Origin of the sequence: Jatrophihabitans sp., assembly GCA_036399055.1 — a bacterium.
In the GTDB taxonomy this organism is placed as follows: Bacteria; Actinomycetota; Actinomycetes; order Mycobacteriales; family Jatrophihabitantaceae; genus Jatrophihabitans_A.
This window is the reverse complement of record DASWNX010000011.1, coordinates 77,807-98,442: the sequence shown is the minus strand read 5'-3', so window position 1 is coordinate 98,442 and position 20,636 is coordinate 77,807. Positions and strand designations below refer to the sequence as shown.

Annotated in this window: 23 protein-coding genes; 17 read left to right on the top strand and 6 right to left on the bottom strand. The window is 68.1% G+C overall.

What is annotated here, in order from left to right; genetic code table 11:
• Window positions 1-24: 24 nt before the first annotated feature.
• The 3 genes from VGB75_03615 to VGB75_03605 all read left to right on the top strand — a co-directional run bounded on the left by VGB75_03615 (window position 25) and on the right by VGB75_03605 (window position 2,223).
• Complete coding sequence (locus VGB75_03615; protein HEY0166110.1) at window positions 25-417, top strand: YciI family protein; 393 nt, start codon at window positions 25-27, stop codon at window positions 415-417.
• Window positions 418-498: 81 nt separating this feature from the next.
• On the top strand, window positions 499-1,794 hold the full coding sequence (locus VGB75_03610; GenBank protein HEY0166109.1) for a sigma-70 family RNA polymerase sigma factor: 1,296 nt from the start codon (window positions 499-501) through the stop codon (window positions 1,792-1,794).
• 51 nt (window positions 1,795-1,845) lie between these two features.
• Complete coding sequence (locus VGB75_03605) at window positions 1,846-2,223, top strand: VOC family protein (protein HEY0166108.1); 378 nt, start codon at window positions 1,846-1,848, stop codon at window positions 2,221-2,223.
• Window positions 2,224-2,233: 10 nt separating this feature from the next.
• Here the strand turns inward: VGB75_03605 and VGB75_03600 are convergent, their stop codons facing one another.
• Window positions 2,234-2,638: a nitroreductase family deazaflavin-dependent oxidoreductase gene (locus tag VGB75_03600; protein HEY0166107.1), complete on the bottom strand. Its 405-nt coding sequence runs from the start codon at window positions 2,636-2,638 to the stop codon at window positions 2,234-2,236.
• Between the two features lie 125 nt (window positions 2,639-2,763).
• Between VGB75_03600 and VGB75_03595 the strand changes: the two genes are divergently transcribed.
• On the top strand, window positions 2,764-3,144 hold the full coding sequence (locus tag VGB75_03595; protein HEY0166106.1) for a hypothetical protein: 381 nt from the start codon (window positions 2,764-2,766) through the stop codon (window positions 3,142-3,144).
• Window positions 3,145-3,207: 63 nt separating this feature from the next.
• On the opposite strand, the gene rnhA is transcribed toward VGB75_03595, so the two are convergent.
• Complete coding sequence (gene rnhA / locus VGB75_03590) at window positions 3,208-3,687, bottom strand: ribonuclease HI (protein ID HEY0166105.1); 480 nt, start codon at window positions 3,685-3,687, stop codon at window positions 3,208-3,210.
• A 47-nt stretch (window positions 3,688-3,734) separates the two neighbouring features.
• Between rnhA and VGB75_03585 the strand changes: the two genes are divergently transcribed.
• Entirely contained in the window at window positions 3,735-4,274 is a 540-nt protein-coding gene (locus VGB75_03585; protein HEY0166104.1) for a dihydrofolate reductase family protein, read from the top strand.
• 11 nt (window positions 4,275-4,285) lie between these two features.
• On the opposite strand, the gene VGB75_03580 is transcribed toward VGB75_03585, so the two are convergent.
• The 3 genes from VGB75_03580 to VGB75_03570 form a co-directional block, all read right to left on the bottom strand.
• The gene (locus VGB75_03580) at window positions 4,286-4,498 is read right to left on the bottom strand and encodes a hypothetical protein (GenBank protein HEY0166103.1); all 213 of its coding nucleotides are present in this window, start codon (window positions 4,496-4,498) and stop codon (window positions 4,286-4,288) included.
• 35 nt (window positions 4,499-4,533) lie between these two features.
• Window positions 4,534-6,072 (bottom strand): MFS transporter, encoded by a 1,539-nt coding sequence (locus tag VGB75_03575; GenBank protein ID HEY0166102.1) that lies wholly within the window; start codon window positions 6,070-6,072, stop codon window positions 4,534-4,536.
• Window positions 6,073-6,251: 179 nt separating this feature from the next.
• Window positions 6,252-6,680, bottom strand: coding sequence for a VOC family protein (locus VGB75_03570; GenBank protein ID HEY0166101.1), 429 nt, complete (start codon window positions 6,678-6,680; stop codon window positions 6,252-6,254).
• A gap of 641 nt (window positions 6,681-7,321) precedes the next feature.
• On the opposite strand from VGB75_03570, the gene VGB75_03565 reads away from it, so the two are divergent.
• The 12 genes from VGB75_03565 to VGB75_03510 all read left to right on the top strand — a co-directional run bounded on the left by VGB75_03565 (window position 7,322) and on the right by VGB75_03510 (window position 19,596).
• On the top strand, window positions 7,322-8,272 hold the full coding sequence (locus tag VGB75_03565; protein ID HEY0166100.1) for a TauD/TfdA family dioxygenase: 951 nt from the start codon (window positions 7,322-7,324) through the stop codon (window positions 8,270-8,272).
• Window positions 8,273-8,324: 52 nt separating this feature from the next.
• On the top strand, window positions 8,325-9,572 hold the full coding sequence (locus VGB75_03560; protein HEY0166099.1) for an ATP-grasp domain-containing protein: 1,248 nt from the start codon (window positions 8,325-8,327) through the stop codon (window positions 9,570-9,572).
• The gene (locus VGB75_03555) at window positions 9,569-10,342 is read left to right on the top strand and encodes an SDR family oxidoreductase (protein HEY0166098.1); all 774 of its coding nucleotides are present in this window, start codon (window positions 9,569-9,571) and stop codon (window positions 10,340-10,342) included. Before VGB75_03560 ends, VGB75_03555 begins: the two co-directional genes overlap by 4 nt.
• 48 nt (window positions 10,343-10,390) lie before the next feature.
• Window positions 10,391-11,422, top strand: a complete 1,032-nt coding sequence (locus tag VGB75_03550) for a hypothetical protein (protein HEY0166097.1) — start codon at window positions 10,391-10,393, stop codon at window positions 11,420-11,422.
• Window positions 11,423-11,622: 200 nt separating this feature from the next.
• Window positions 11,623-13,791, top strand: coding sequence for an iron-containing redox enzyme family protein (locus VGB75_03545; protein ID HEY0166096.1), 2,169 nt, complete (start codon window positions 11,623-11,625; stop codon window positions 13,789-13,791).
• A gap of 42 nt (window positions 13,792-13,833) precedes the next feature.
• Complete coding sequence (locus tag VGB75_03540) at window positions 13,834-15,672, top strand: carbamoyltransferase (protein ID HEY0166095.1); 1,839 nt, start codon at window positions 13,834-13,836, stop codon at window positions 15,670-15,672.
• 45 nt (window positions 15,673-15,717) lie between these two features.
• Complete coding sequence (locus VGB75_03535; protein HEY0166094.1) at window positions 15,718-15,885, top strand: hypothetical protein; 168 nt, start codon at window positions 15,718-15,720, stop codon at window positions 15,883-15,885.
• Between the two features lie 20 nt (window positions 15,886-15,905).
• A complete protein-coding gene (locus tag VGB75_03530; protein ID HEY0166093.1) occupies window positions 15,906-16,976 on the top strand; it encodes a pyridoxal-phosphate dependent enzyme in 1,071 nt (356 codons plus the stop codon).
• A 6-nt stretch (window positions 16,977-16,982) separates the two neighbouring features.
• Window positions 16,983-17,300 (top strand): hypothetical protein, encoded by a 318-nt coding sequence (locus VGB75_03525; protein ID HEY0166092.1) that lies wholly within the window; start codon window positions 16,983-16,985, stop codon window positions 17,298-17,300.
• Between the two features lie 16 nt (window positions 17,301-17,316).
• Window positions 17,317-17,622, top strand: a complete 306-nt coding sequence (locus VGB75_03520; protein HEY0166091.1) for a hypothetical protein — start codon at window positions 17,317-17,319, stop codon at window positions 17,620-17,622.
• The gene (locus VGB75_03515) at window positions 17,619-18,830 is read left to right on the top strand and encodes a hypothetical protein (GenBank protein HEY0166090.1); all 1,212 of its coding nucleotides are present in this window, start codon (window positions 17,619-17,621) and stop codon (window positions 18,828-18,830) included. Before VGB75_03520 ends, VGB75_03515 begins: the two co-directional genes overlap by 4 nt.
• Before the next feature lie 118 nt (window positions 18,831-18,948).
• Window positions 18,949-19,596, top strand: coding sequence for a LysE family translocator (locus VGB75_03510; protein ID HEY0166089.1), 648 nt, complete (start codon window positions 18,949-18,951; stop codon window positions 19,594-19,596).
• A 62-nt stretch (window positions 19,597-19,658) separates the two neighbouring features.
• Here the strand turns inward: VGB75_03510 and VGB75_03505 are convergent, their stop codons facing one another.
• Window positions 19,659-20,624, bottom strand: a complete 966-nt coding sequence (locus VGB75_03505) for a LacI family DNA-binding transcriptional regulator (GenBank protein ID HEY0166088.1) — start codon at window positions 20,622-20,624, stop codon at window positions 19,659-19,661.
• Window positions 20,625-20,636 lie beyond the last annotated feature (12 nt).

Here is a 20,636-nt window from a genome sequence, read left to right as displayed (position 1 = left end):
AGCCAGAGGGACAAGGAGCCTGCCATGAAGTACGTGATCCTGATCCACAGCAACCCCGACCCGTGGGGACACCCGACGTCGGCCTACACCGCCGAGGGACGGGCGGTCCCGAAGGAGCAGCACGAGGAGATGGACCGGCAGTTCGACGCGTTGCTGGCTGAGCTGTCGGCGTCGGGGGAGTTCGTCAGCGCCGAGGCGCTGGGCGACCCCGCCTCGTCCACCGTCTACACCTGGAGTCCCGAGGCTCGCCTGGCCACCGACGGCCCCTACGCGGAGTCAAAGGAGCAGCTGGCCGGCTTCTTCCTCATCGACTGCCAGTCTCGCGAGCGCGCCGAGGAGGTGGCCGCGCAGTTCGCCGGCCCGGGCAGCACCGTGGAGCTCAGGCCGGTGATGTGGCCCGGCGGCGAGGACCAGTAAACGACCGGTAAGGCGACCAGTGAGACTTCCGGTAAGGCGACCGGTGAGACGGCCAGACGAGCGACCGGTGACAGGCGATCAATGACAAGCGAGCGGCAGGAACCCGACGGCGCGCGGCAGCTAGAGCAGCTGTGGCGCGACTGCGCGCCGCGGGTGCTGGCCGCGCTGGTGCGCCGCTACGGCGACTTCGACACCGCCGAGGACGCCCTGCAGGAGGCACTGCTGGCCGCCTCAAGGCAGTGGCCGAGCCAGGGCCTGCCGAGCGACCCGACCGCCTGGCTGATCACCGTGGCCTCCCGGCGGCTGGTCGACCAGTGGCGCGCGGACCGGTCCAGAGTCGAGCGGGAGCGGCTGGTCGCCAGCCGGACGCCGCCGGAGCGGTTCCTCGCCCCGGCGGCCGACAGCACCGCCGCCGTCAGCGCCGGAGCGGTGGACGACTCGGTGGCCCTGTTGCTGCTGTGCTGCCACCCGGCGCTGCCCCGGCCGGCGCAGGTGGCCCTGACGCTGCGTGCCGTCGGCGGCCTGAGCACCGCGCAAATCGCCCGGGCGTTCCTGACGCCCGAGCCGACGATGGCCCAGCGGATCAGCCGGGCCAAGGCCAAGCTCCGGCAGGTCGGCGCACGGTTCACCGCACCCGCCGCGCGCGAGCTGCCCGCCCGAGTCGCGGCCGCCGCGCAGGTGCTGTACCTGATCTTCACCGAGGGCCACACCAGCACCGCCGGCGCCGGCCTGTACGACGTCAGCCTCAGCGACGAGGCGATCAGGCTGGCCCGGCAACTGCACCGGCGCCTGCCCGAGGCCGGCGAGGTCAGCGGGCTGCTGGCGCTGATGCTGCTGACCGACGCCAGGCGGGCTGCCCGGATCAGCGCCGACGGGGCACTCGTGCCGCTGGCCGAGCAGGACCGCACGCTGTGGGACCAGGCGCGTATCCGCGAGGGCGTTGCGTTGATCGAGGCCGCGCTGCCGGCCGGGCCAGTGGGGGAGTACCAACTGCAAGCGGCGATCAGCGCCGTGCACGCCGAGGCGGCCCGCGCCGAGGAGACCGACTGGGCCCAGATCCAGACGCTGTACCGGATGCTGGGCGATCTGGCGCCCAGCCCGGTCGTCACCCTCAATCACGCCGTCGCCCTGGCCATGGTGGACGGGCCCGCGGCCGGCCTGCGGATGCTGGACCCGCTGCTGGAGGACAACCGGCTGCGCCGCTGGCACCGCCTCCACGCCGTCCGCGCCCACCTGCTCGAGCTGGACGGCCACGGCGAGCAAGCCCGGGACGCCTACGCCGCCGCCGGACGGCTGTCCACCAGCATTCCCGAGCAGCGCTACCTCAACGCCGCCGCGGCACGACTTGCCAGCGATCTGGACAGCACCCGATCCTGAGATGACACCCGATCGCACAACAGCGAGCACAGCACTGAACGAAAGGACGCCATGTCGAACTCGATCAGGCTCAGCTCAATCGCGCTGGACTGCCCGGACGCCGGTGAGCTCGCCGCCTTCTACGCCGACATCACCGACGGCGAGGTCGTCTTCGTCAGCGCCGAGTGGGCGACCGTCGACGGCCCGGGCGGGCGGATCGACTTTCAGACCGCTCCCGGCTACACCCCGCCCACCTGGCCCCACCCGGCGTCGCAGATGCAGGCGCATCTGGATTTCTACGTCGATGACCTGGCCGCGACCGAGGCGCGGGTGCTGGCAGCGGGCGCGACAAGGTTCGCCGACCAACCCAACGCCGATCATTGCCTGGTCTTCGCCGACCCGGTCGGGCACCCGTTCTGCCTGACCACATGGGACACCGTGCCGTCCTGAGCCGGCTGGCTCAGACCCGGGTCAGGATCACCACGGGAATGACCCGCCCAGCCTGCTGCTGGTGCTCGGTGAAGAACGGGTAGTGCTGGGTGAGCAGGCGCCACAACCGCTCCCGCTCCGCGCCCTCGGCGGTGCTGGCCACCGCCTCGTAGGTCTGGTCGCCGACCTCGACGGTGACGTGAGGATCGGCCACCAGGTTGAGGTACCAGTCCGGATGCCTGGCCGCGCCCATGTTGGAGGCGATGACCAGCAGCCGGTCACCGTCGGGATGAAACATCATCGGCGTGGTGCGGCGCTGGCCGGTCCTCGCCCCGACCGTGGTCAGCAGCAGCAGCCGATCGCGGTGCATGCCCTCGACCTCGCCGCCGGCCCGAAACTGCTCGACCACTCGACGGTTGATCTCCTTGATGTCCACGCTTGCCCCTTGCTGCCTGATAGCGCCAGTGTTGGGCCGTCGCCGATCATCCCCGGGCCGGCGCCTGCAAGGCAATCCCGGGTCGTCCCTTCACCACCTCGCGCGGTTGTTGGATAATTCCGGGTGTGAGAGGGCGAGGCTTCGAGAACATGGCCACGGTGCTGGTCAACCCTGACGTGCTGGGCGACTTCGAACTCGATCTGATGTCACAGGACTTCCGGGTGTGGATCGTGCACACCACCACGACGTTCCCCGACGCGCCGCGGGCGGCGATGCAGATCCGTCGCGCCCTGATCGACTGGAGCCAAGGAAGGTGGAGCGTGGCGGCCGACTGGACCGTCGTCTGGATCACCTTCGGCGAGAGCTGGTTGGACGGCGACAACCCGATCCCGTGGCCGGCGCATTCGGCGCTGTGGAAGAAGCTGGCCGAGTACTCCGACGACGTCCGCTACAACCTGGGACTCGGCGGCATGCCGAGACTCGGGGTGCCTCGCGAATCTCGTTAGCCGGCAGGAAGGCGGCGTCGGGGGAGCCGTTAGATCATCAGCGCCGTCAGATCATCAGCGCCGTCAGATCATCAGGGCCGCGCCGTCGTTGGCCAGCGCGTCGGCGCGCTCGTTGCCGAAGTCTCCTGAATGCCCCTTGACCCAGCGCCAGTCGACCGCGTGCCGGACCGACACCTCGTCCAGCGAGCGCCACAGGTCGGCGTTCTTGACCGGCTGCTTGGCCGAGTTCTGCCAGCCGTTGCGCTTCCAGCCGTGGATCCAGCGGGTGATGCCATCGAGGACGTACCTGCTGTCGGTGTAGAGCACCACGGCGCACGGCCTGGTGAGGGCGCTCAACGCCTGGATGGCGGCCATCAGCTCCATCCGCTGATTGGTGGTCTGCGGCTCGCCGCCGAACAGCTCCTTGGAATGCTCGCCGATGCTGAGCCATGCGCCCCAACCACCCGGCCCCGGGTTGCCCTTGCAGGACCCGTCGGTGTAAATCACCACTGGCGGCTGGTCGGGCTCGGCTGGCGGCGCCACGCTGGGCAGGTCGGCACTCACCTGCAGCACGGTACCGGCGAACGACGGATCTCTGGCGGAGGCAGGTCATGGCAAAGCTGCTGTACTCGGCGTCGATGTCGCTGGACGGTTTCATCGCCGGTCCAGGCGGCGACATGTCGTGGCTGACCGGGCACCTCGGGCCCAACCCGATCGCGGACGAGCTGATCGGCCAGATCGGCGCCCTGCTGATCGGCAACCGCACTTATCGCGGCGACGATCCGAACCGGGGCACTGACAAGGAGGGCGCGTTCGGCGGCCGGTGGTCTGGACCGCAGTTCGTGCTCAGCCACCACGCTCGGCACACCTCGGCGCCCGGCGTGGTCTTCCTCGATGACCTCCACGCCGCCGTCGCCGAGGCCAAGGCCGCCGCCGGTGAGAGATACGTCAACATCCTCGGCGCCAGTGTCGCCCGGCAGTGCCTGCAGGCCGGGCTGCTGGACGAGATCCTGGTCTTCATCGTCCCAACGCTGCTCGGCGACGGCGTGCGGCTGCTCGATCAGCCCGGCGGGGTCGACGTCCTGCTCGAACACCTCAGCGTGCACCCGCTGCCGCACGCCACCGGCCTCTGGTTCGGCGTTCGCAGGTGATCCGAGCCTGCTCAACCTAGGGGCCGGCCTCGGTGGTCTCCGCGGAAGAGGCGCCCGATCACCAGCGTCACGAGCAGGTAGAGCGCCGGCACGAGCGGCCAGAGGAACCAGCCGAGCATGCTGAAGGCGTCAAGCCGGTCGACGTTGAGCAGTTGCCAGCCGATCCCGGCCGGCATCCAGCCCCAGAGCAAGAGCCAGACGGTGCGCCGCCACGGCTCTGGCATCTGGGGCTGGTCACCTGGTGAGGGGAATCGCCCGGCTACTTCGTATCGCCGTCGGTGGCATCGCCCTTGGGCCCGGCGCGCAGCACCCCGGCCCCGTGGTCGCGGCGGACGCCCGCGCCCAGGCCGCCGGTGAGCCGGCTGGCCCCGCCTGAGGCCATGGCGACATGTCGAGCCGACAGCGGCTTGGCGATGCTCTCCAGGGATTGCCGCTCGGCGTTGACGCCGTAGATGAAAGCGGTCAGACCACCGAGGAACATCAGGACGGCGCCGATCGTGTACCCCCAGAACAGCGGGTCGCGATCGAGCACGTCCCCGGTGCCCGCGGCGTCGATGAGCTTGCCGAACAGGAACGGCGCGATCACACCGCCGAAGAACTGCGACACCGCGAAGAACAGTGAGATGGCTTTGGCCCGCACTTCCAAGGGGAAGATCTCGCTGACCGTCAGGTACGCAGAGGATGCCGCCGCCGAGGCGATGAAGAAGATGACGCACCACAGGATGGTCTGGGTGGTCGCGTTGAGCGAGCCGTTCTTGAACAGCCAGCCGGTGATGAACAACAGGATGGCCGAGGAGCAGTACGTGCTGCCGATCATGATCCGTCGGCCGACGGTGTCGAACAGCTTGCCCAGCAGCAACGGGCCCAGCAGGTTTCCGACCGCGAACGGGAAGATGAAGTAGCCGACCGCGCCACCGCTGATGCCGTAGAACTTGCCCAGGATCAGGGCGAAGGTGAAGAAGATCGCGTTGTACAGGAAGGACTGGGTGACCATCAGCATGAAGCCCAGGAACGCCCGGCTCGGGTATTCCCGAACGATGAGCTGGGCGAGTGTCTTGTAACCCGGCTCCTCACGTTGCTCGACCAGCAAGGCGTCGGACGGGTCGACCGGCGCCAGCGTGACGCCTCCGGCTTTGATGTCGCCTTCGATGCCGTCGACGATCCGCTCGGCCTCCTCGGACTGACCGTGGGTGAGCAGCCATCTAGGGCTCTCCGGGATATGCCTGCGCAAGCCCCAGACCGCGATGCCGATCAGCGGTCCGATGAGCAGGCCGAGCCGCCACCCGAGGTTGACGTCGAAGAGGTCGGGGTTGAGGAAGGCGATGTTGGCCGCGGCGCCGATCATCGCGCCGAGCCAGTAGGTTCCGTTGATGGCCAGGTCGACCCGGCCGCGGTAATCGGCCGGGATCAACTCGTCGATCGCGGAGTTGATCGCCGCGTACTCGCCGCCGATACCCAGTCCGGCGATGAACCGGGTGGCGATGAAGAAGAGGAAGTTGAACGAGAAGGCCGTGAGCAGGTTGCCGATCAGGTAGACGCCGAGGGTGATGATGAACAGCTTGCGACGTCCGAGCTTGTCGGCGAGCCGTCCGAAATAGAGGGCGCCCACCACCTCTCCAAGCAGGTAGATCGACGCGGCGAGGCCGATCTGGCCGGCGGTGAAATGCAGGGTCCCCTCTTCGGTCAGCCGTTCGCCGATCGCGCCGGCCACGGTGATCTCGATGCCGTCGAGCACCCAGGTGATCCCCAGCGCGATGACGACCCGCCAATGGAACTTCGACCAGGGCAGTCGATCCATGCGGGCAGGGACAAGACTTTGGATGGGTTGGGCGACTGCGCCTGGCACCGTCACGACCTCGGCCTCCTGACGTGTTAATGCGGAGTGAAGTCGCTCTCGGTTCTCAGATGATCACTCCTATTCGTAGGTACCACCGCCCGCTTGCTCCGTCAAGCAGGCTCACAGGTGTTGCCTGGCGGCTACTCCTGGTGCTGGGGGCCGGCGATGTTGACCAGCCAGCTGACGCCGAACTTGTCCACGCACATGCCGAAGGTGTCGCCCCAGGGCGCCTGGTCGAGCGGGGCCGTCACTATCCCGGTGGAGGACAGTTTCTCCCAGTAGCCCCGAAGCGCGGACTCGTCCTCGCTGTCGCCGCTCAGCGACACCGCGAAGTTCGTGCCCGGCGTGTAGGGCATGACGTTGGGCGTGTCGGCGGCCATCAGCACCAGCCCCTGCTCGGTGACCAGCATCGAGTGCATGATCTTGTCGTGCTCGGTGGGGTCGTCGCTGACCTGGAGCTCGGCGAAGGTGCTGCGGGTCAGCTCGCCTCCGAACACCGACTGGTAGAAGTCCATGGCGTCCCTGGCGGTGTCGCGGAAGTTCAGGTAAGGGTTCAGCCGGGTGGTCATGAGTCGTTCCTTCCCTCGTGACGGCGCCCCGCCGGACGACGCCCGGCGGGCACCTCATTCTGGCCTCTGAAGTCCTCGTCTCGGAAGAGGCGCCGCACCCGGCAGGCCGGTGTGCCTGCGCGGTGCGCGGCCGGCGCGCCGGCGCGATCGGCGTCCACGCGGCCCGCGGTGCCCCCGCGATGCGGCGAGGACCGCGGGGCGAGGGGAGCGGACTCGGGGGCGGCTGCCGACGGCGTCTCCACGGCCGTGCGCCACCGCCACCGCTGCCGCCACCGCCGCCAATGGGTCTTCGTACGGCTGGAACGGCGCATCGACGCCCTGGCGCCGGCAGCGCAGCGCGCAGCCGGATCGCGCGCATCGGACTCGTCATCCTCATTTGGGGTTTGAATGTCATTCGTATGATGTATATGCTTGCGCAGCCTTCTGTGACAGCTCGGCTCACCGGACGTCGGTGAAGTGCTCGGCAACCTGCGGGTCGCCGGGCCATGTCACCGGTCGCTGAGTGCTGACGCCAGGCAGCTTCGGCCCTATGTTAAGCCAGAGTTACACTGCTCAACTTTTAGCGCCACCGCTTCTGACGTGCCACGTCACACCCTCCATACCGCCCCGTCCGCCCGGCCGCTCTCGTTGGAGTCATACGAATGACTAGTACGATGATGTTCAGCTCATTCACAGTGGACGACAAGACCCGTGAGTCCCTCAGTGAGGACCTCGCCGAGCGTCTGCACGGGCAGCCGCTGGATTCGGACCGGCACGAGTCAATCCTCGCGGGCGTCGGATCACACGTGCTGCAGCAGGTCCTCGACGACCACATCCTCACTCACCTGGCGCAGTTCGTGAGCAATCGCGAGCGGGTTCTACTGCTGCGCAACCTTCCGGTGCAGCAACTTCCGCCCACGCCGGTCGAGGGTTACGCCGACGAGCCCGCCCTGGCGATGACGAACGCGATGCACCTGGGCCTGGTCCGGCTGTGCGGTCTCACCCCGTACTCGGTGCCCTATGAGAATGACGGCCGGCTGATGCGCAACGTGGTGCCCAATCCGCAAGCCGCAGCCTCCACCAGCTCATGGGGTTCGGACACCGACTTCTCCTGGCACACCGACAACCCGCACCTGCCGTTTGGCTTCAGCGGGGTTGACCCCCGTGCCTTCATCCCCCGTTACCTCAGCTTTTTCGCGATGCGCAACGAGGAGGCAGTGCCCACCGATGTCGTGTCGATCGACGCCGCGGTGGACCTGATGGATCCCCTGGCGCTGCAGGTGCTCGGCGAGCCGGGCTTCACCGTGGGCGCCCCGGCGTCCAACGACAGGTTCCAGACCCAGCCGCTGGCGCCGCATCCGCTGGTCGAGATCTCAGGCGCGGACCGCAGGGTCAGGTATGACCCTGGAACCGTCACAGCGTCGAACCCGCGCTGTGAGGCGGCACTGGCCCAGTGGCGCCAGGCGCTGGACAGCCTCACCGGAGAAGAGCTGGTGCTCGGCCCCGGGGACTTCCTGATCTTCGACAACTACCGGATCCTGCACCGCCGTCGCGCGTTCGAGCCCGGGCCGGTGACCCAGGCCCGCTGGCTGCGGCGCTGCTACGCCAGTTGAGCGCTGCCCTTTCTCCCCGATCTCACAAGATCAGAAAGCATAGAGGTTCTCGATGTTCAGGATTGCAGTAGTCGGCGGTCGCCCCGCCCCGATCGCCGGCGCCAAGGAGCTTGGCATCGACGTGGTGCTGGTGCACGAGCCCGGCAAGTATCACCCGAGCATCGCCGCGCACTGCGAGCAGATCGTGCATGCCAGCGTCGAGGATTCTGCCGAGATTCTCCAGGTGTTGCGGCCGCTGCACGCCAAGCGGCCATTCGACCGGGTGATGACGACGGCGGAGATCGCCGCGGTGTCCACCGGACAGGTGGTCGACACGCTGGGATTGCCAGGCGTGGGCGAGGCGACGGCGTTGGCTCTGAAGGACAAGTCGCTGACCCGCCAGTGCCTTGACCAGCGCGGACTGAGCCCGGTGCGGTTCGCCGTGCTGGAAAGCGCTGAGCAGGCGGCGGACTTCTACGACAAGGTCGGTGGCCGGATCGTCATCAAACCGATCGACGGCGCCGCCAGCCTGCGGATCAACCTGGTCGACAGCGCCGCTGCCGCCGCTGAGGTGTTCACCAGCCTGCTCGCCGAAGGAGTGCTGAACCCGATCGCGGAGGAGTACCTGGACGGCCCGGTCGTCAGCGTCGACTCCATCTCCTTCAACGGCCGGCATGTCCCGATCGGCTACTCCGAGTACCGCATGAACGATCGATTCGTCGAATGGGAGGTGAGCACGCCCAGCAGGGTCGCGCTGCCTTACCTGGACCAGCTGCGCACGCTCACCCCGCAGTTGCTCGACGCGGTGGGACTCACCGAGGGCCCGTCGCACAGTGAGTTCGTGCTCACCGAATCCGGCCCCCGGGTGCTGGAGTCCCACGCCAGACTGGCCGGCAGCGGAGCGCCGGAACTGGTGCGCCGGGCATTCGGTTATGACCTGAACCGGATGATGATGACCGTTCCACTGCAGATCGATCCGCTGCCGGAGTCGTCTCCGGATCCCATCGCCGGAGCGGCAGTCCGGTTCTTCACGCCGATGGCCGGCAAGATCGAGCGGATCGACATCGCCGAGGACATCCAGTCGATTGTCCGGCGGTTGCCCGTCGGGGTGACACCCGACGTGTTCCTGCCCTTCCTCGACGAGTTCCGCGACATGGAGATCGCGGCGGCGGTCACCAAGAACGTCGGTGACGAGGTGCCGCCGCTGCTGACCGTCGCCGACTGCGTGAGCGGTTATGTCATCGCCACCGGCCGGGACCGTGAGGACGCGGTGCGCCGCTGCGACGAGGTCAACGACAAGATCCGGATCGAGACGTCGTGACGTCGCACCCCACCCCGCCGCGCCTGAGCGCGGTGGTGACCGGCGCCAGCACCGGCATCGGCCGGGCGACCGCCAGACGGTTGGCCGAAGCCGGTTACCGCGTGGTGGTGGCAGCCCGGAGGCTGGAGCTGCTGAGAGCGCTTGCCGATGAGATCGGGGGGACCGCGGTCCACCTGGACGTCACCGACGCCAAGTCGGTGGCGGCGCTGGCCGAGCAGGTCGACGCCTGCGATGTGCTGGTCAACTGCGCCGGAGGCGCGGTGGACGCGCGATCGGTGACCGAGGCCGAGCCTGCTGACTGGGCTCGCAGCTATGACATCAACGTGCTGGGAACCCTGCGCGTCATCCAGGCGCTGCTGCCGGCGCTGAGCCGCAGCGCCAGCGCGTCCATCGTCACCGTGACCTCGACCGCGGCTCTGGCCGGTTACCCGACCGGCGGCAGCTACAGCGCGGCTAAGCATGCCGAGCGAGCCTTGATGGAGACCCTGCGCCAGGAGCTGTGCGGCCAGCCGCTCAGGGTCATCGAGATCGCGCCCGGCATGGTGATGACCGAGGAGTTCGCGCTCAACAGGTTCGGCGGTGACCAGCAGCGCGCCGAGGCGGTGTATGCCGGCGTCGACCGGCCGCTGCTGGCCTGTGACATCGCCGAATGCATCCTCAGCTGCCTTGCGCTACCGGCTCATGTCAACGTCGACCGCCTCATCGTCCGCCCTCTCGCGCAAGCGGCCCAACACCTGGTAGCGCGAGGCCCCATCTTCGCCAGCACGTGACCCCCTGCCGTCAAAGCACGTTCCGCACTCCTCCGGAGGACCGCATCGATGAAGCTTCACCGCGAGAGAATCGCCCCGCAGATGTTCCAGTACGCCGATTTCGACGACCGCGGCAACGTCCGCTGGATGTCCTACCTGATGTACTACCACCGGGCGAACTACCGCTCTCGGGCCATCAACACCGACGCGGGCGGATTTCGCTACTCCCACAACGGCAAGGGTGAGATCGCCTCGGTGGGGGAGCGGATCCCTGACGGACCGGTGAACATCCTGTCCGGCACCTCTTCGGCGCTCGGGGTGGGCGCCACCGGTGATGACAAGACCCTGCCCTCCCGCCTCTGGAGCGAGCACGCCCCCAGCAACCCGTGGCTCAACATGGCCGGGCGAAGCTACTCCGCCACGCAGGAGTTGTTGCTGTTCATGTTCCACCGGCACCTGCTGCCCCAGGTCGACAACGTGGTGATCCTCTCCGGGTTCAACGAGCTGGCCACCAGCCGACTGCCCGCGGAGCTACGCGGAGACCACGGGGGCTTCTTCTTCTGCGGGGAGTTCTTCGACGCGATGGAAGGAGTGAAGGCACAGCATCGCAAAGCCAACGCCAAGCTGAAGGGAAACGTCAAGGTCGACCCGGTCGTGGTGACCGACACCGCCCCGCACGTGCTCTCGACGTTCATCGAGCGCGCGGTCGCCGACACCGAACGCAATCTGGCCAACTGGAAGCTGCTCACCGCCCCGCACGGCAGCCGCGTCAGCTATGTGCTTCAACCGATGTCCTACTGGGTGCGCGATGAGCCTTCAGCGGAGGAGAAGTTGCTCTTCGACGAGACCGACCGGATCTCGAAGATGGGCACCTGGGAGCAGCTCTACGGAGAGGTCTCCACCCCGCAGGCCCACCGGGATTACGCCGCGGCGCTGGCCGCGGCCTGCGAGCGGCAGTCGGTCGAGTTCGTCGATCTCAACGGGTTGATGGCCTCGGCGCTGACGCCCGACACGTGGGCCTATGTGGACCGGGCCCACTACACCGACCTCGGCCACGACATCGTCGCCCGCCTGTTGGCCGAGTCACTGTCACTGAAGTAACCCACTCCTGCCCGGTGAGGGCGCCGACACCACCGAGAGGTTGACCTCGACATGAGCATCCTGAAGAGAATCCTGGCTCGCTTCGGAAAGAAGAAGCCCAAGAATGACGCCTCGATCTATCCCATGTTCTGAGCTGAACCATCCAGCGTGCCGCCAGAGCGCAGCGGCGGCGTGCCAGAGAAGATCAGGAAAGTGAACCCATGACACTGACGGATCAGCCGGCCCGAATCCAGCCCTCGACCGCCTCTGCCTCTGCCGCCGATCCCTCGCGGATGATCCTGGCCGCGCTGTCGGACCCCGAACGCGACTACGCGCCGGGGTTGGCCGACGACGTGCGCGCTGAGATCTCGCGTGTTCAGCAGCGCGGCGACAAGCGCGGCGTCGACGAGCTCTGCGAGCAGGCCCGCCAGTGGGCGAGCAGCCAGCGAGCCCGTTTCGCCGCGATGGCTGAGGGCGTGAGCGAGCCGGAGCTGCGGGAGGTGCTCATCCGTCGGACCGCCCTGCACTGCGCGCCCGTCATGTTGACCGCGGGCAGTTGGCTGCAGTCGCTGTGCGCCTCCAGCTCGGCCGAGCGGCCGAGCTCGCTGGCGATGTTGGCCGTCTACGCCGATGACATCGGGGTCGGCGCGCCCCGGGCGGGCCGCGCCGACGCGTACTACACGCTGTTGCAGTCCCTGGCGCTGGCTGACTACGCGGCGCCGCTGTCACAGCTCTGCCGCGACGCCCGGATACCGGACCTGTCGTTTCACCTGCCCTCGGTTCTGTCAGCGATGAGCCGGCGCTCGGCCGACTTCGAGGCCGAGCTGATCGGCGTCGACGCGCTGGTGCGCAGCGTCGGGCTGCTTCCTCCGCTGCAACTGCTGGTGAAAGCCAGCCCGGCCCTGGCCGACTGGGCACGCCTGGACTTCGGCGTGCCCATGCGTCCGGCTGATGCCGGCGCGACGCCGAGCAGCCGCGAAGCCCTCGACCTGCTCGCGGCCGAACAGCGCGGGGACCCAGCGGTGTCCGAACGCGCGGCAGCTGCTCAGGCCTGGCTGTTGGACCTGCTGAGCAACTGGTGCGATCAGGTCGCGCAGGAGCTGCAGGCCGCTGGGGACCCCAGCTTCGAGATGGCGGAGTTGATGCGGCTGCGCGCCCGGGAGGGTTCGGTCTATCACGAGCGCTTCCTCTTGCAGGACAAGCCGTTGTCGCAATGGCTGCGCGACTGCCAGGTGGATCCGGGGCCGTTCCTGGACGCGCTGGCGACCAGCCGGCTGGTGAAGCCGGGCCGTGCTGGGGCGAGCTCCCTGGTCAACGGCCTGGTGAGCTCCCGCGGGCCGATGTTCCGGGTCTTCTCACCCGCGGACCTCGGGGTCATCAGGCGGTGGATCAACTCGCTGGGCTCGAGCCAGCCCGACCTCGCCCCCACGCCGACCGCGACACCGCCACCGCTGCGCTGGCTGCGAACTCCCAACCTGAACCCACCGGCGCCTGGGCCGGCGCCTGCCTCCATCCGGCAGGCCTACCACCTGCTGTTGCAGCCGAACAGCCCGGGCATGCAGGCATGGGCGGCCAGGTACGTCCGCGGCTGGCTGGCCCGTGCCGCGCACACCGAGCTCTCCGAGGCCGAACGGCTGCCTGTGGCGTGGTCGGAACAGGGGCTGCGCCCATGGCTGCTGCAACGCCATGACCAGCACAGCGAGGATTTCACCTCTCATCAGCAGGAGGAGCTGCCGAGCCGGGAGGCCCTGATCGACTCGACATTGCAGCTGGCGCCGCTCACCCTCATCGACGGCTCGTGGCTGCAGGGTTTCACCGATTTCCAGCATGCTCGGACCGAAGTCGGCTACCCGCTGTTCGACACCTACTGGGACGAGCTCGGAAACGGCCGGCTTGAGCTGAATCACCCGCTGATCTACCGGCAGGTGCTGCTGGACATGGGCATCGAGGCGCCGCCTACGGCGTCTGTGGAATTCGCAGAATGGCCGCTGCTGCGCCCGCCGTCCTTCGAGCTGCCGGTCTACTGGTTGTGCATCGGCCGGCTGCCGAGGACCTTCATGCCCGAGATCCTCGGACTGAACCTGGCTATGGAGCTCTCCGGTGTGGGCGGCACCTACCGGCAGGCGCACCGCGCGCTGCGCGAGTACGGCTTCAACACCCGGTTCGTCGACATCCACAACACGATCGACAACGTGGCCACCGGCCACTCGGCGTGGGCCGCCGACGCCGTGGACACCTACCTCGCCTCCGTCGGCGCCGAGCAGGGCGCTGATCATCAGGAAGCGGCCTGGCGCAGAGTGCGGATGGGCTACGCCTCGCTGGGGGCGCCGGACACCTTCCGGGCCAAGCTGGCCCAGCGCCGGGCCGAGCGCCGAGGTGGCCCTCGATGACCGCGGCAACCTTTCCGACAAACCCTTCCGACCGGAGCATCGATGTCTGAGCTTATTCTCGGCGTGTCTGCCTATTACCACGACAGCGCGGCAGCGCTGGTCAGTGACGGCCTGCCGGTGGCCGCTGCTCAGGAGGAGCGGTTCACCCGCCGGCGTCATGATCCGGCCTTTCCGGCGAAGGCGATCCAGTACTGCCTCGACGAGGCGGGAGCCAAGCTCGACGACGTCGCCGCCGTCGTGTACTACGAGAACCCGAAGCTGAAGGTCGGCAGGGTTCGGGCCACCTACCTGGCCGCGGCGCCGTTCGGGTCCAGCTCGTTCGCCGCCAGCGTGGGTGGCTGGTTGGGCGACAAGCGCTCGGTGGGAGCGACGCTGCGTCGTGAGCTCAAGGCCCTGGACCTGGGCGCGATCCCGCCGGTGCAGTGCCGTCAGCACCATGAGTCCCATGCCGCCTCGGCGTTCCTGCCGAGTCCGTACGAGTCGGCCGCGGTGCTGTGCATCGACGGCGTGGGCGAGTGGGCCACCACCACGATGTGGCACGGCCGGGCCGACGGCAGCCTGAAGCCGCTGACCGAGATCCGCTTCCCGCACTCGCTGGGGCTGCTGTACTCGGCGTTCACCTACTTCTGCGGATTCAAGGTGGATTCAGGCGAGTACAAGCTGATGGGCCTGGCGCCGTACGGGACACCCCGGTTCGCCGACGTCATCCGGCGAGAGCTGATCGACATCAAGGCAGACGGGTCCTTCCGCCTGAACATGAAGTACTTCGAGTACCTCAAGGGCGAGGTGATGACAGGGCCTGCCATGGAGAGGCTGTTCGGCATCCGTCGCCGGCTTCCCGAGGCGCAGCTGACCGAGGAGCAGTTCGACCTCGCCGCCTCGATCCAGCAGGTCACCGAGGAGGTGGTGCTCAAGCTCGGGCGCACCGCACGCCGGCTCACTGGCGAGAGCAGGTTGTGCCTGGCCGGTGGCGTGGCGCTGAACTGCGTCGCCAACGGCAAGCTGGCAGAGGCCGGCGTTTTCGACGAGATCTGGATCCAACCGGCCGCCGGAGACGCCGGCGGGGCCCTGGGCGCGGCGATGCTCACGGCGATCGAGCGAGGCGCCAGCCGGCCGCTGGACCCGGCCGGCCGGGACGCGATGTCGGGATCGCTGCTGGGACCGTCCTACTCCGACGAGCGCATCGCCTCGTTCCTGACCAGCCGGCACATCCCGTTCCAGCGTTACGAGGACGGCGAACTGGCCACCCGGACGGCGGAGTTGCTCGCCCAGGACAAGGTCATCGGCTGGTTCCAGGGACGGATGGAGTTCGGGCCCAGGGCGTTGGGCGCCCGGTCGATCCTCGGTGACGCCCGCAGTCCCGAGATGCAGTCCACCATGAACCTCAAGATCAAGTTCCGCGAGTCGTTCCGGCCCTTCGCGCCCGCGGTGCTCGCCGAGCGTGCCGGCGAGTACTTCGGCCTCACCCAGCCCAGCCCGTACATGCTGCTCGTGACCGGGATCCAGCCGCAGCAGCGGATCGCCGAGACCGGCGCCGTGGCCAACGGGCTGGACCGGCTCAAGCAGCACCGATCCACCGTGCCGGCCGTCACCCACGTCGACTACTCCGCCCGGGTGCAAACCGTCGAAGACGACGGGGTGAACCCGCCCTTCTTCCGATTGCTCAGCGAGTTCGACCGCATCACCGGCAGCCCCGTGCTGGTCAACACCTCCTTCAACGTCAGGGGTGAGCCGATCGTGAACACGCCGGAGGAGGCCTACACCTGCTTCATGCGCACGAACATCGACTACCTGGTGCTGGGCAATCACGTGCTGGCCAAGCAGGACCAGCCGGCCTGGTCAGAAGAAGTCGATTGGCGCGAGAGCCTTCCGCTCGACTGACCCCTCACCGCTCACGGCCGATCAACACCGACGAGAGGAAGACTCGTGCGCGTTATCTTGTGGAAACTGGTGTACTTCATCGTGTTCGTACCGGTGGCGATGGTGATCCGGGCGATCCGGCCACCGCTGGAACAAGGTTGGCGACTCGATATCCCCAGCTACTTCAGCCCTCCGGCCGCAGCGCTCGCCCGACAACCAGGGCAGTTGCGATGACGGTCACCGCACTCGGGCGAGTGAGTCGAAGCGGTCATGGCCGATACCGCGAGCCGGACCCCGGCGTCTATGAAGCCATCGGGCCGGGGGCAGCCGACCGGCTGGGCGCGGCATTGGCCGAATGGGACAGGGCATTCGAGGACGCGCGTTCGGATGAGGCCTTCACCGGCGCGCTGGAGCCGGCGCTGCGCGATTTCGTGGGCCGTCCCACGCCGCTCACCGAGGCGGCCGCCCTCGCCGGGCAGGCCGGAACCTGTCGGATCCTGCTCAAGCGTGAGGATCTGGCGCACACCGGCGCAGCGGTGGCGACCGACGTGCTGATCCAGGGCATGCTGGCGCAGCGGATGGGCCGCCGGCGCCTCGTCGCCAGCACCACCTCGGGCCGCGCAGGCGTTGCCGCGGCGGCAGTCGCGGCCCGGCTCGGGCTGGATTGCACCGTGCACATCGGACGTTGCGATGAGATCGCCGCGGGCCCCCAGATCGCTGCCATGACCATGTTGGGCGCCTGCGTGACCGTGGTCGGCACGGGTCCCGGCGATCGGCGCCAGGCAGACCGGAGCGCGGTCTCGGACTGGTTGTGCGACGTCACCGACAGCCAGTTGCTCCTGGTCGAGCCCCAACCGCGCTTCGGCGCGCCGTTGATAGCGGCAGAGGGCGGGCGGCTGATCGCGCGGGAGACCAGCCAGCAGGCAGCCGCCCTCACCGGCAGGTCACCGGTGGCGGTGGCAAGCACGGCCGGTCGCGGTTGCGGACAGGCGTTCCTACGCGCGTTCGCCGATCAGCCCGCCACCGACCTGTACAGCTTCGGCCCGCTCGCCGGCTCAGCGCCGGAGCAGGACGGCCGGCGTTGTTCGGACCGGCTCAACCGAATGCAGGCCGGCGCCGTCAGCCACACCCGCGCCATGCGGGCGTGGGCCCTGCTAGGCCAATGCGAAGGGCTCATCGCCTCCATCGACTCCGCGTTCGCCCTGGCGGGCGCGCTCGAGGCCGCTAGGGCCTACCAGCCTGATGACGCGCTTGTCGTGTTGCTGACCGGCCGCGGCGAGCAGGACATCGCGCAGGCCTCGGAATACTTCGGATTGGACAGGTGAGCCGTGATGACAGAGCAGAATGACACTCCCTCCCGCGCCGACGACGCGCTGTCGCTGCGCTCGGTTCGCGAGCTGTTCGTCAGCGATCCCGCAGCCCTGACCCCGCAGGTGCTGCAGGCCGCCGGCGAGCTGGCCAGGGTGGTGCTGCAGGGCGGGGCGCGACTGCCCGATGAGATGTACAGCGAGCTGGCCCGCCGTCAGATCTCGGTGAGCTGGCTGGCTCACACGCCCACCGGGTTTCGGCCGGTCGAGAACCCCTATTCCACATCAGCTGCCGAGCAACCGTCTTCGGCCCCCCTACAGCCGGGTAGCTGCACCTTCTGAGAACGAGGACGCCGCCGTGAACCCCTCCACCGACCTCCACCCAGCCCGAACAGGACCTGCGTCCGAGCCAGTTCCTTCCCCCTCAGCCGAGGAACTGCTGGCCGGCGCGCATGCCGCTGTAATCAAGGACTTCGGCAGCGCCGATGTGCTCAGTCAGGCGGTGCTGCACCTGGTGGACTGCGCAAGCCATGCCGCCACCTGCCTGCCGCACCCGGATCTCACCGCCGCCCGGCTGGCGCTGGAGTCCGCCCGCAGCGCGGTCGTTGCGGCAACCTATGCCGTCCGCATGATTCACGATCAGGGTGAAGGAGTGGTGGCATGACCGAACATGTGATTGTGGTGCACCGGTGGCGTGACAAGCACGCGCTGTATGAGGAGTACATCGACCATCGGGCCATCGACGTCAGCTACATCGTGACCCCTCTGGCCGCTCCGTCGGTGGCCGAGTCGGCTGCGGCGGTCGAGGTGGTCTCGCGCACGGACGACCTCGCCGAGCTGGTCAGCGCCACGGGCCGGCTCTGCCAGCGGTTTGGCGCCCCGTCGCGGATCGTGGCGCTCAACGAGGGCGACCTCGACGCCGTCGCCGAGCTCCGGGTGCTGCTCGGCTGCCCCGGTGAGACCCCGCAGAGCCAGGCGGTGTTTCGGGACAAGCACACCATGGTGGCGGCCGTCGCGGCGGCCGGCGTGGCGACCCCGCGGTTCGCGGCAGTGTCGAGCGAGTCAGAGGTGCTGCGGTTTCTGGCCCAGGAGGGCGGGCCGATCATCGTCAAACCGCGCTTTGGAACAGCCAGCCGCGGCGTGCTGCGGATCGACGCGGCCGAGGACGTCGCCCAGCTCGCGGACCTGCCGGACGAGCCGAGGCTGGCGCAAAGCTTCTGCCCGGCGCCGATCTTTCATATCGACGGCGTCTGGAACGGTTCGCGTCTGGTCTCCTGGCGGGCCTCGCGTTACCTCAACACCTGCGTCGACTTCACCGTCGGAGCACCGCTGGGATCGGTCGAGGTGGATGACGCCAAGCTGCTGGGGCACCTCGGTGAGTTCTCCACGGCCGCCATCGCGGCGATCACGCCGCAGCCGGCAGTGGTGCACATGGAGGCCTTCGTGGCAGCTCACGCCGACCGAGGTCCCGACATCACCTTCCTGGAGATCGGCGGACGGGTCGGGGGCGCGGAGATCCCGTTTCTCTGGCGGGAGGTGCACGGCGTGGACCTCGCCGCCGCGGCGACCGCCATCCAGCTCGGCCGGCCGCTGCCGGAGCAACCAGCCGCGGCCTCCGACGAAGTCGGCGGATGGCTGCTGGTGCCGACGCCGGTCCCGGCGCCGTGCCGCATCGACCGGATCGAGCACGAGCCGGCCGAGTCCGGCCCCTATGTGACCATCGTGCCGCCGGTCGGGTATCGCATTCCGAAGGTCGGGGGTTATGAGCATGTGGGGGCTCGAATGAGATTTCGGGCCTCGACGTCGGCGGAGGTGGAAAAAGCTGTCAGGTACGCTGCTGAGCGGTTTCATCTATATTGTTCACCGGCATGAGCGCTTCGTCATCGCCAGCGCGCTTCCTCGAACGCCTGGCGCCTAACTCGAGGTGAGGCGGCGTGCCGGTGTGGATGACTGCAGACCGGCAGGACAGGCCGTTTAAGAGGGAGTGCCGATGATCGCGATGTCATCAGCGCTAGGAGTTTTCACGATAGCTCTGGGCATGGTGCTCACTCCCGGGCCGAACATGATGTACCTGGTGTCGCGCAGCATCACCCAGGGCCGCCGGGCAGGGGTCATCTCCTTGATCGGGGTCGCGGTCGGATTCCTCGTGTACCTGGTCGCGACCAACCTCGGGCTGACTGCGGTCTTCGTCGCCGTTCCGGACCTGTACGTGGCAGTCCGGGTTCTGGGCTCGCTATACCTGGGATGGTTGGCGTGGAAGGCGCTCAAACCCGGGGGAGCGTCGGTGTTCGCGCCCAAGGAGCTGGCCGAGGACTCACCCTGGCGGCTCTTCTCGATGGGCTTGATGACCAACCTCCTCAATCCGAAGATCGCAGTCATGTACCTGTCGCTCATCCCGCAGTTCGTCAGGCCCGCGGCCGGCAACGTCCTGGCCCAGGGGTTCATCCTGGGCGGCATCCAGATCGTGGTGGCCCTGACGGTCAACTTCCTGATCGTGCTGGCGGCCGGCACGATCTCGGTGTTCCTGCTCCGGCGGCCCGGCTGGTTGCGGGCTCAGCGGCTGGTGATGGGCAGCGTCCTGGCTGCTCTGGCGGTGCGGTTGATGTTCGACAACAGCAAGGCGTTGCCGGCGTCGTAGCCGCGCGGCGTTGGCGTGCGCGGCGGCGCTGGTGACGCCGCCGCCCATCCCGTGACGGCCGATCAGATCGTGCGGACCGACTCGCGTTCGGTGAGGCTGACCTTCAGCCGCTGCGACGAGGGCGCCTCGCCCCTGAGCATGCTCAGTAGCGAGAGCATGGCCAGCGAGCCCAGCGCCACCGACGGAACGGTCAGCGTCGTCAACGCCGGATGCAGCGCGTCGGCAATCGGCAGATCGTCATGGCCGACCACCGATATGTCGTCGGGAATCCTGAGGTCGAGCGCGGCCGCCTCGATGTAGACAGCAATCGCGATATTGTCGTCCTCGCAGATTATCGCGGTGGGCCGATCGCTTCGGCACAGCAGTTCGCGAGCCGCTATACGGGCTTTCGACAATTCGAATGAGGTCGAATGCACAATCAATTCGACCGATTCCTGAGAAAGCACCTGGGCTGCCGCGTGATGCTTTGTCGACATGAGCCAGGAGCCCACTTGATTGACTTGTAGATAGCCGATCCGACGGTGGCCACGCTGTGCCAGCATTCGACACAACGCACGTATGCCGCCCGCCGCGTCGGAATTCACGGTGACGCTCATCGAGCGGGGATTGGTGTCAATTCCCACCGCCGGCAGATGCGCGAGTGAATCCATGACCTCCAGCGCGTCGCGGCACACCACGACCCCGTCGACGAGGTAACCGGGCACGGGAAGCGTGGCATTGGAGACCGGCGAGGGAGTGGGCGCGATAACCACGCTGTACCCAGCCTGCTGTGCCTCGCTGCTGACTCCGACGAAGATGTCGCTGAAGGTGGGAATGGCGAGAGCCGGTAGGACCGCCAGCACCATTCCAGTCTGATCGGTGCGCAGGCCGCGGGCCGCCAGGTTCGGCCGGTACCGCATCTCGCGAGCGCAGGCCTTTATCCGCTCCGCGGTTTCCACACTCACGCGGCCGCGCCATTTTCCGGAAATGACCAACGATACGGCCGACTGCGAGACGCCGGCCGCTAGGGCCACTTCCCGGCTGGTCACCGCATTGCGCGA

What these genes read in the sequence shown, in the direction of transcription:
- VGB75_03570 (HEY0166101.1), bottom strand. Translation starts at nt 6,680, where the DNA reads ATGACCACCCGGCTGAACCCTTACCTGAACTTCCGCGACACCGCCAGG.
- VGB75_03540 (HEY0166095.1), top strand. Translation starts at nt 13,834, where the DNA reads ATGTCTGAGCTTATTCTCGGCGTGTCTGCCTATTACCACGACAGCGCG.
- VGB75_03565 (HEY0166100.1), top strand. Translation starts at nt 7,322, where the DNA reads ATGACTAGTACGATGATGTTCAGCTCATTCACAGTGGACGACAAGACC.
- VGB75_03550 (HEY0166097.1), top strand. Translation starts at nt 10,391, where the DNA reads ATGAAGCTTCACCGCGAGAGAATCGCCCCGCAGATGTTCCAGTACGCC.
- VGB75_03610 (HEY0166109.1), top strand. Translation starts at nt 499, where the DNA reads ATGACAAGCGAGCGGCAGGAACCCGACGGCGCGCGGCAGCTAGAGCAG.
- VGB75_03585 (HEY0166104.1), top strand. Translation starts at nt 3,735, where the DNA reads ATGGCAAAGCTGCTGTACTCGGCGTCGATGTCGCTGGACGGTTTCATC.
- VGB75_03615 (HEY0166110.1), top strand. Translation starts at nt 25, where the DNA reads ATGAAGTACGTGATCCTGATCCACAGCAACCCCGACCCGTGGGGACAC.
- VGB75_03515 (HEY0166090.1), top strand. Translation starts at nt 17,619, where the DNA reads ATGACCGAACATGTGATTGTGGTGCACCGGTGGCGTGACAAGCACGCG.
- VGB75_03560 (HEY0166099.1), top strand. Translation starts at nt 8,325, where the DNA reads ATGTTCAGGATTGCAGTAGTCGGCGGTCGCCCCGCCCCGATCGCCGGC.
- VGB75_03510 (HEY0166089.1), top strand. Translation starts at nt 18,949, where the DNA reads ATGATCGCGATGTCATCAGCGCTAGGAGTTTTCACGATAGCTCTGGGC.
- VGB75_03605 (HEY0166108.1), top strand. Translation starts at nt 1,846, where the DNA reads ATGTCGAACTCGATCAGGCTCAGCTCAATCGCGCTGGACTGCCCGGAC.
- VGB75_03545 (HEY0166096.1), top strand. Translation starts at nt 11,623, where the DNA reads ATGACACTGACGGATCAGCCGGCCCGAATCCAGCCCTCGACCGCCTCT.
- VGB75_03525 (HEY0166092.1), top strand. Translation starts at nt 16,983, where the DNA reads ATGACAGAGCAGAATGACACTCCCTCCCGCGCCGACGACGCGCTGTCG.
- VGB75_03575 (HEY0166102.1), bottom strand. Translation starts at nt 6,072, where the DNA reads ATGGATCGACTGCCCTGGTCGAAGTTCCATTGGCGGGTCGTCATCGCG.
- VGB75_03580 (HEY0166103.1), bottom strand. Translation starts at nt 4,498, where the DNA reads ATGCCAGAGCCGTGGCGGCGCACCGTCTGGCTCTTGCTCTGGGGCTGG.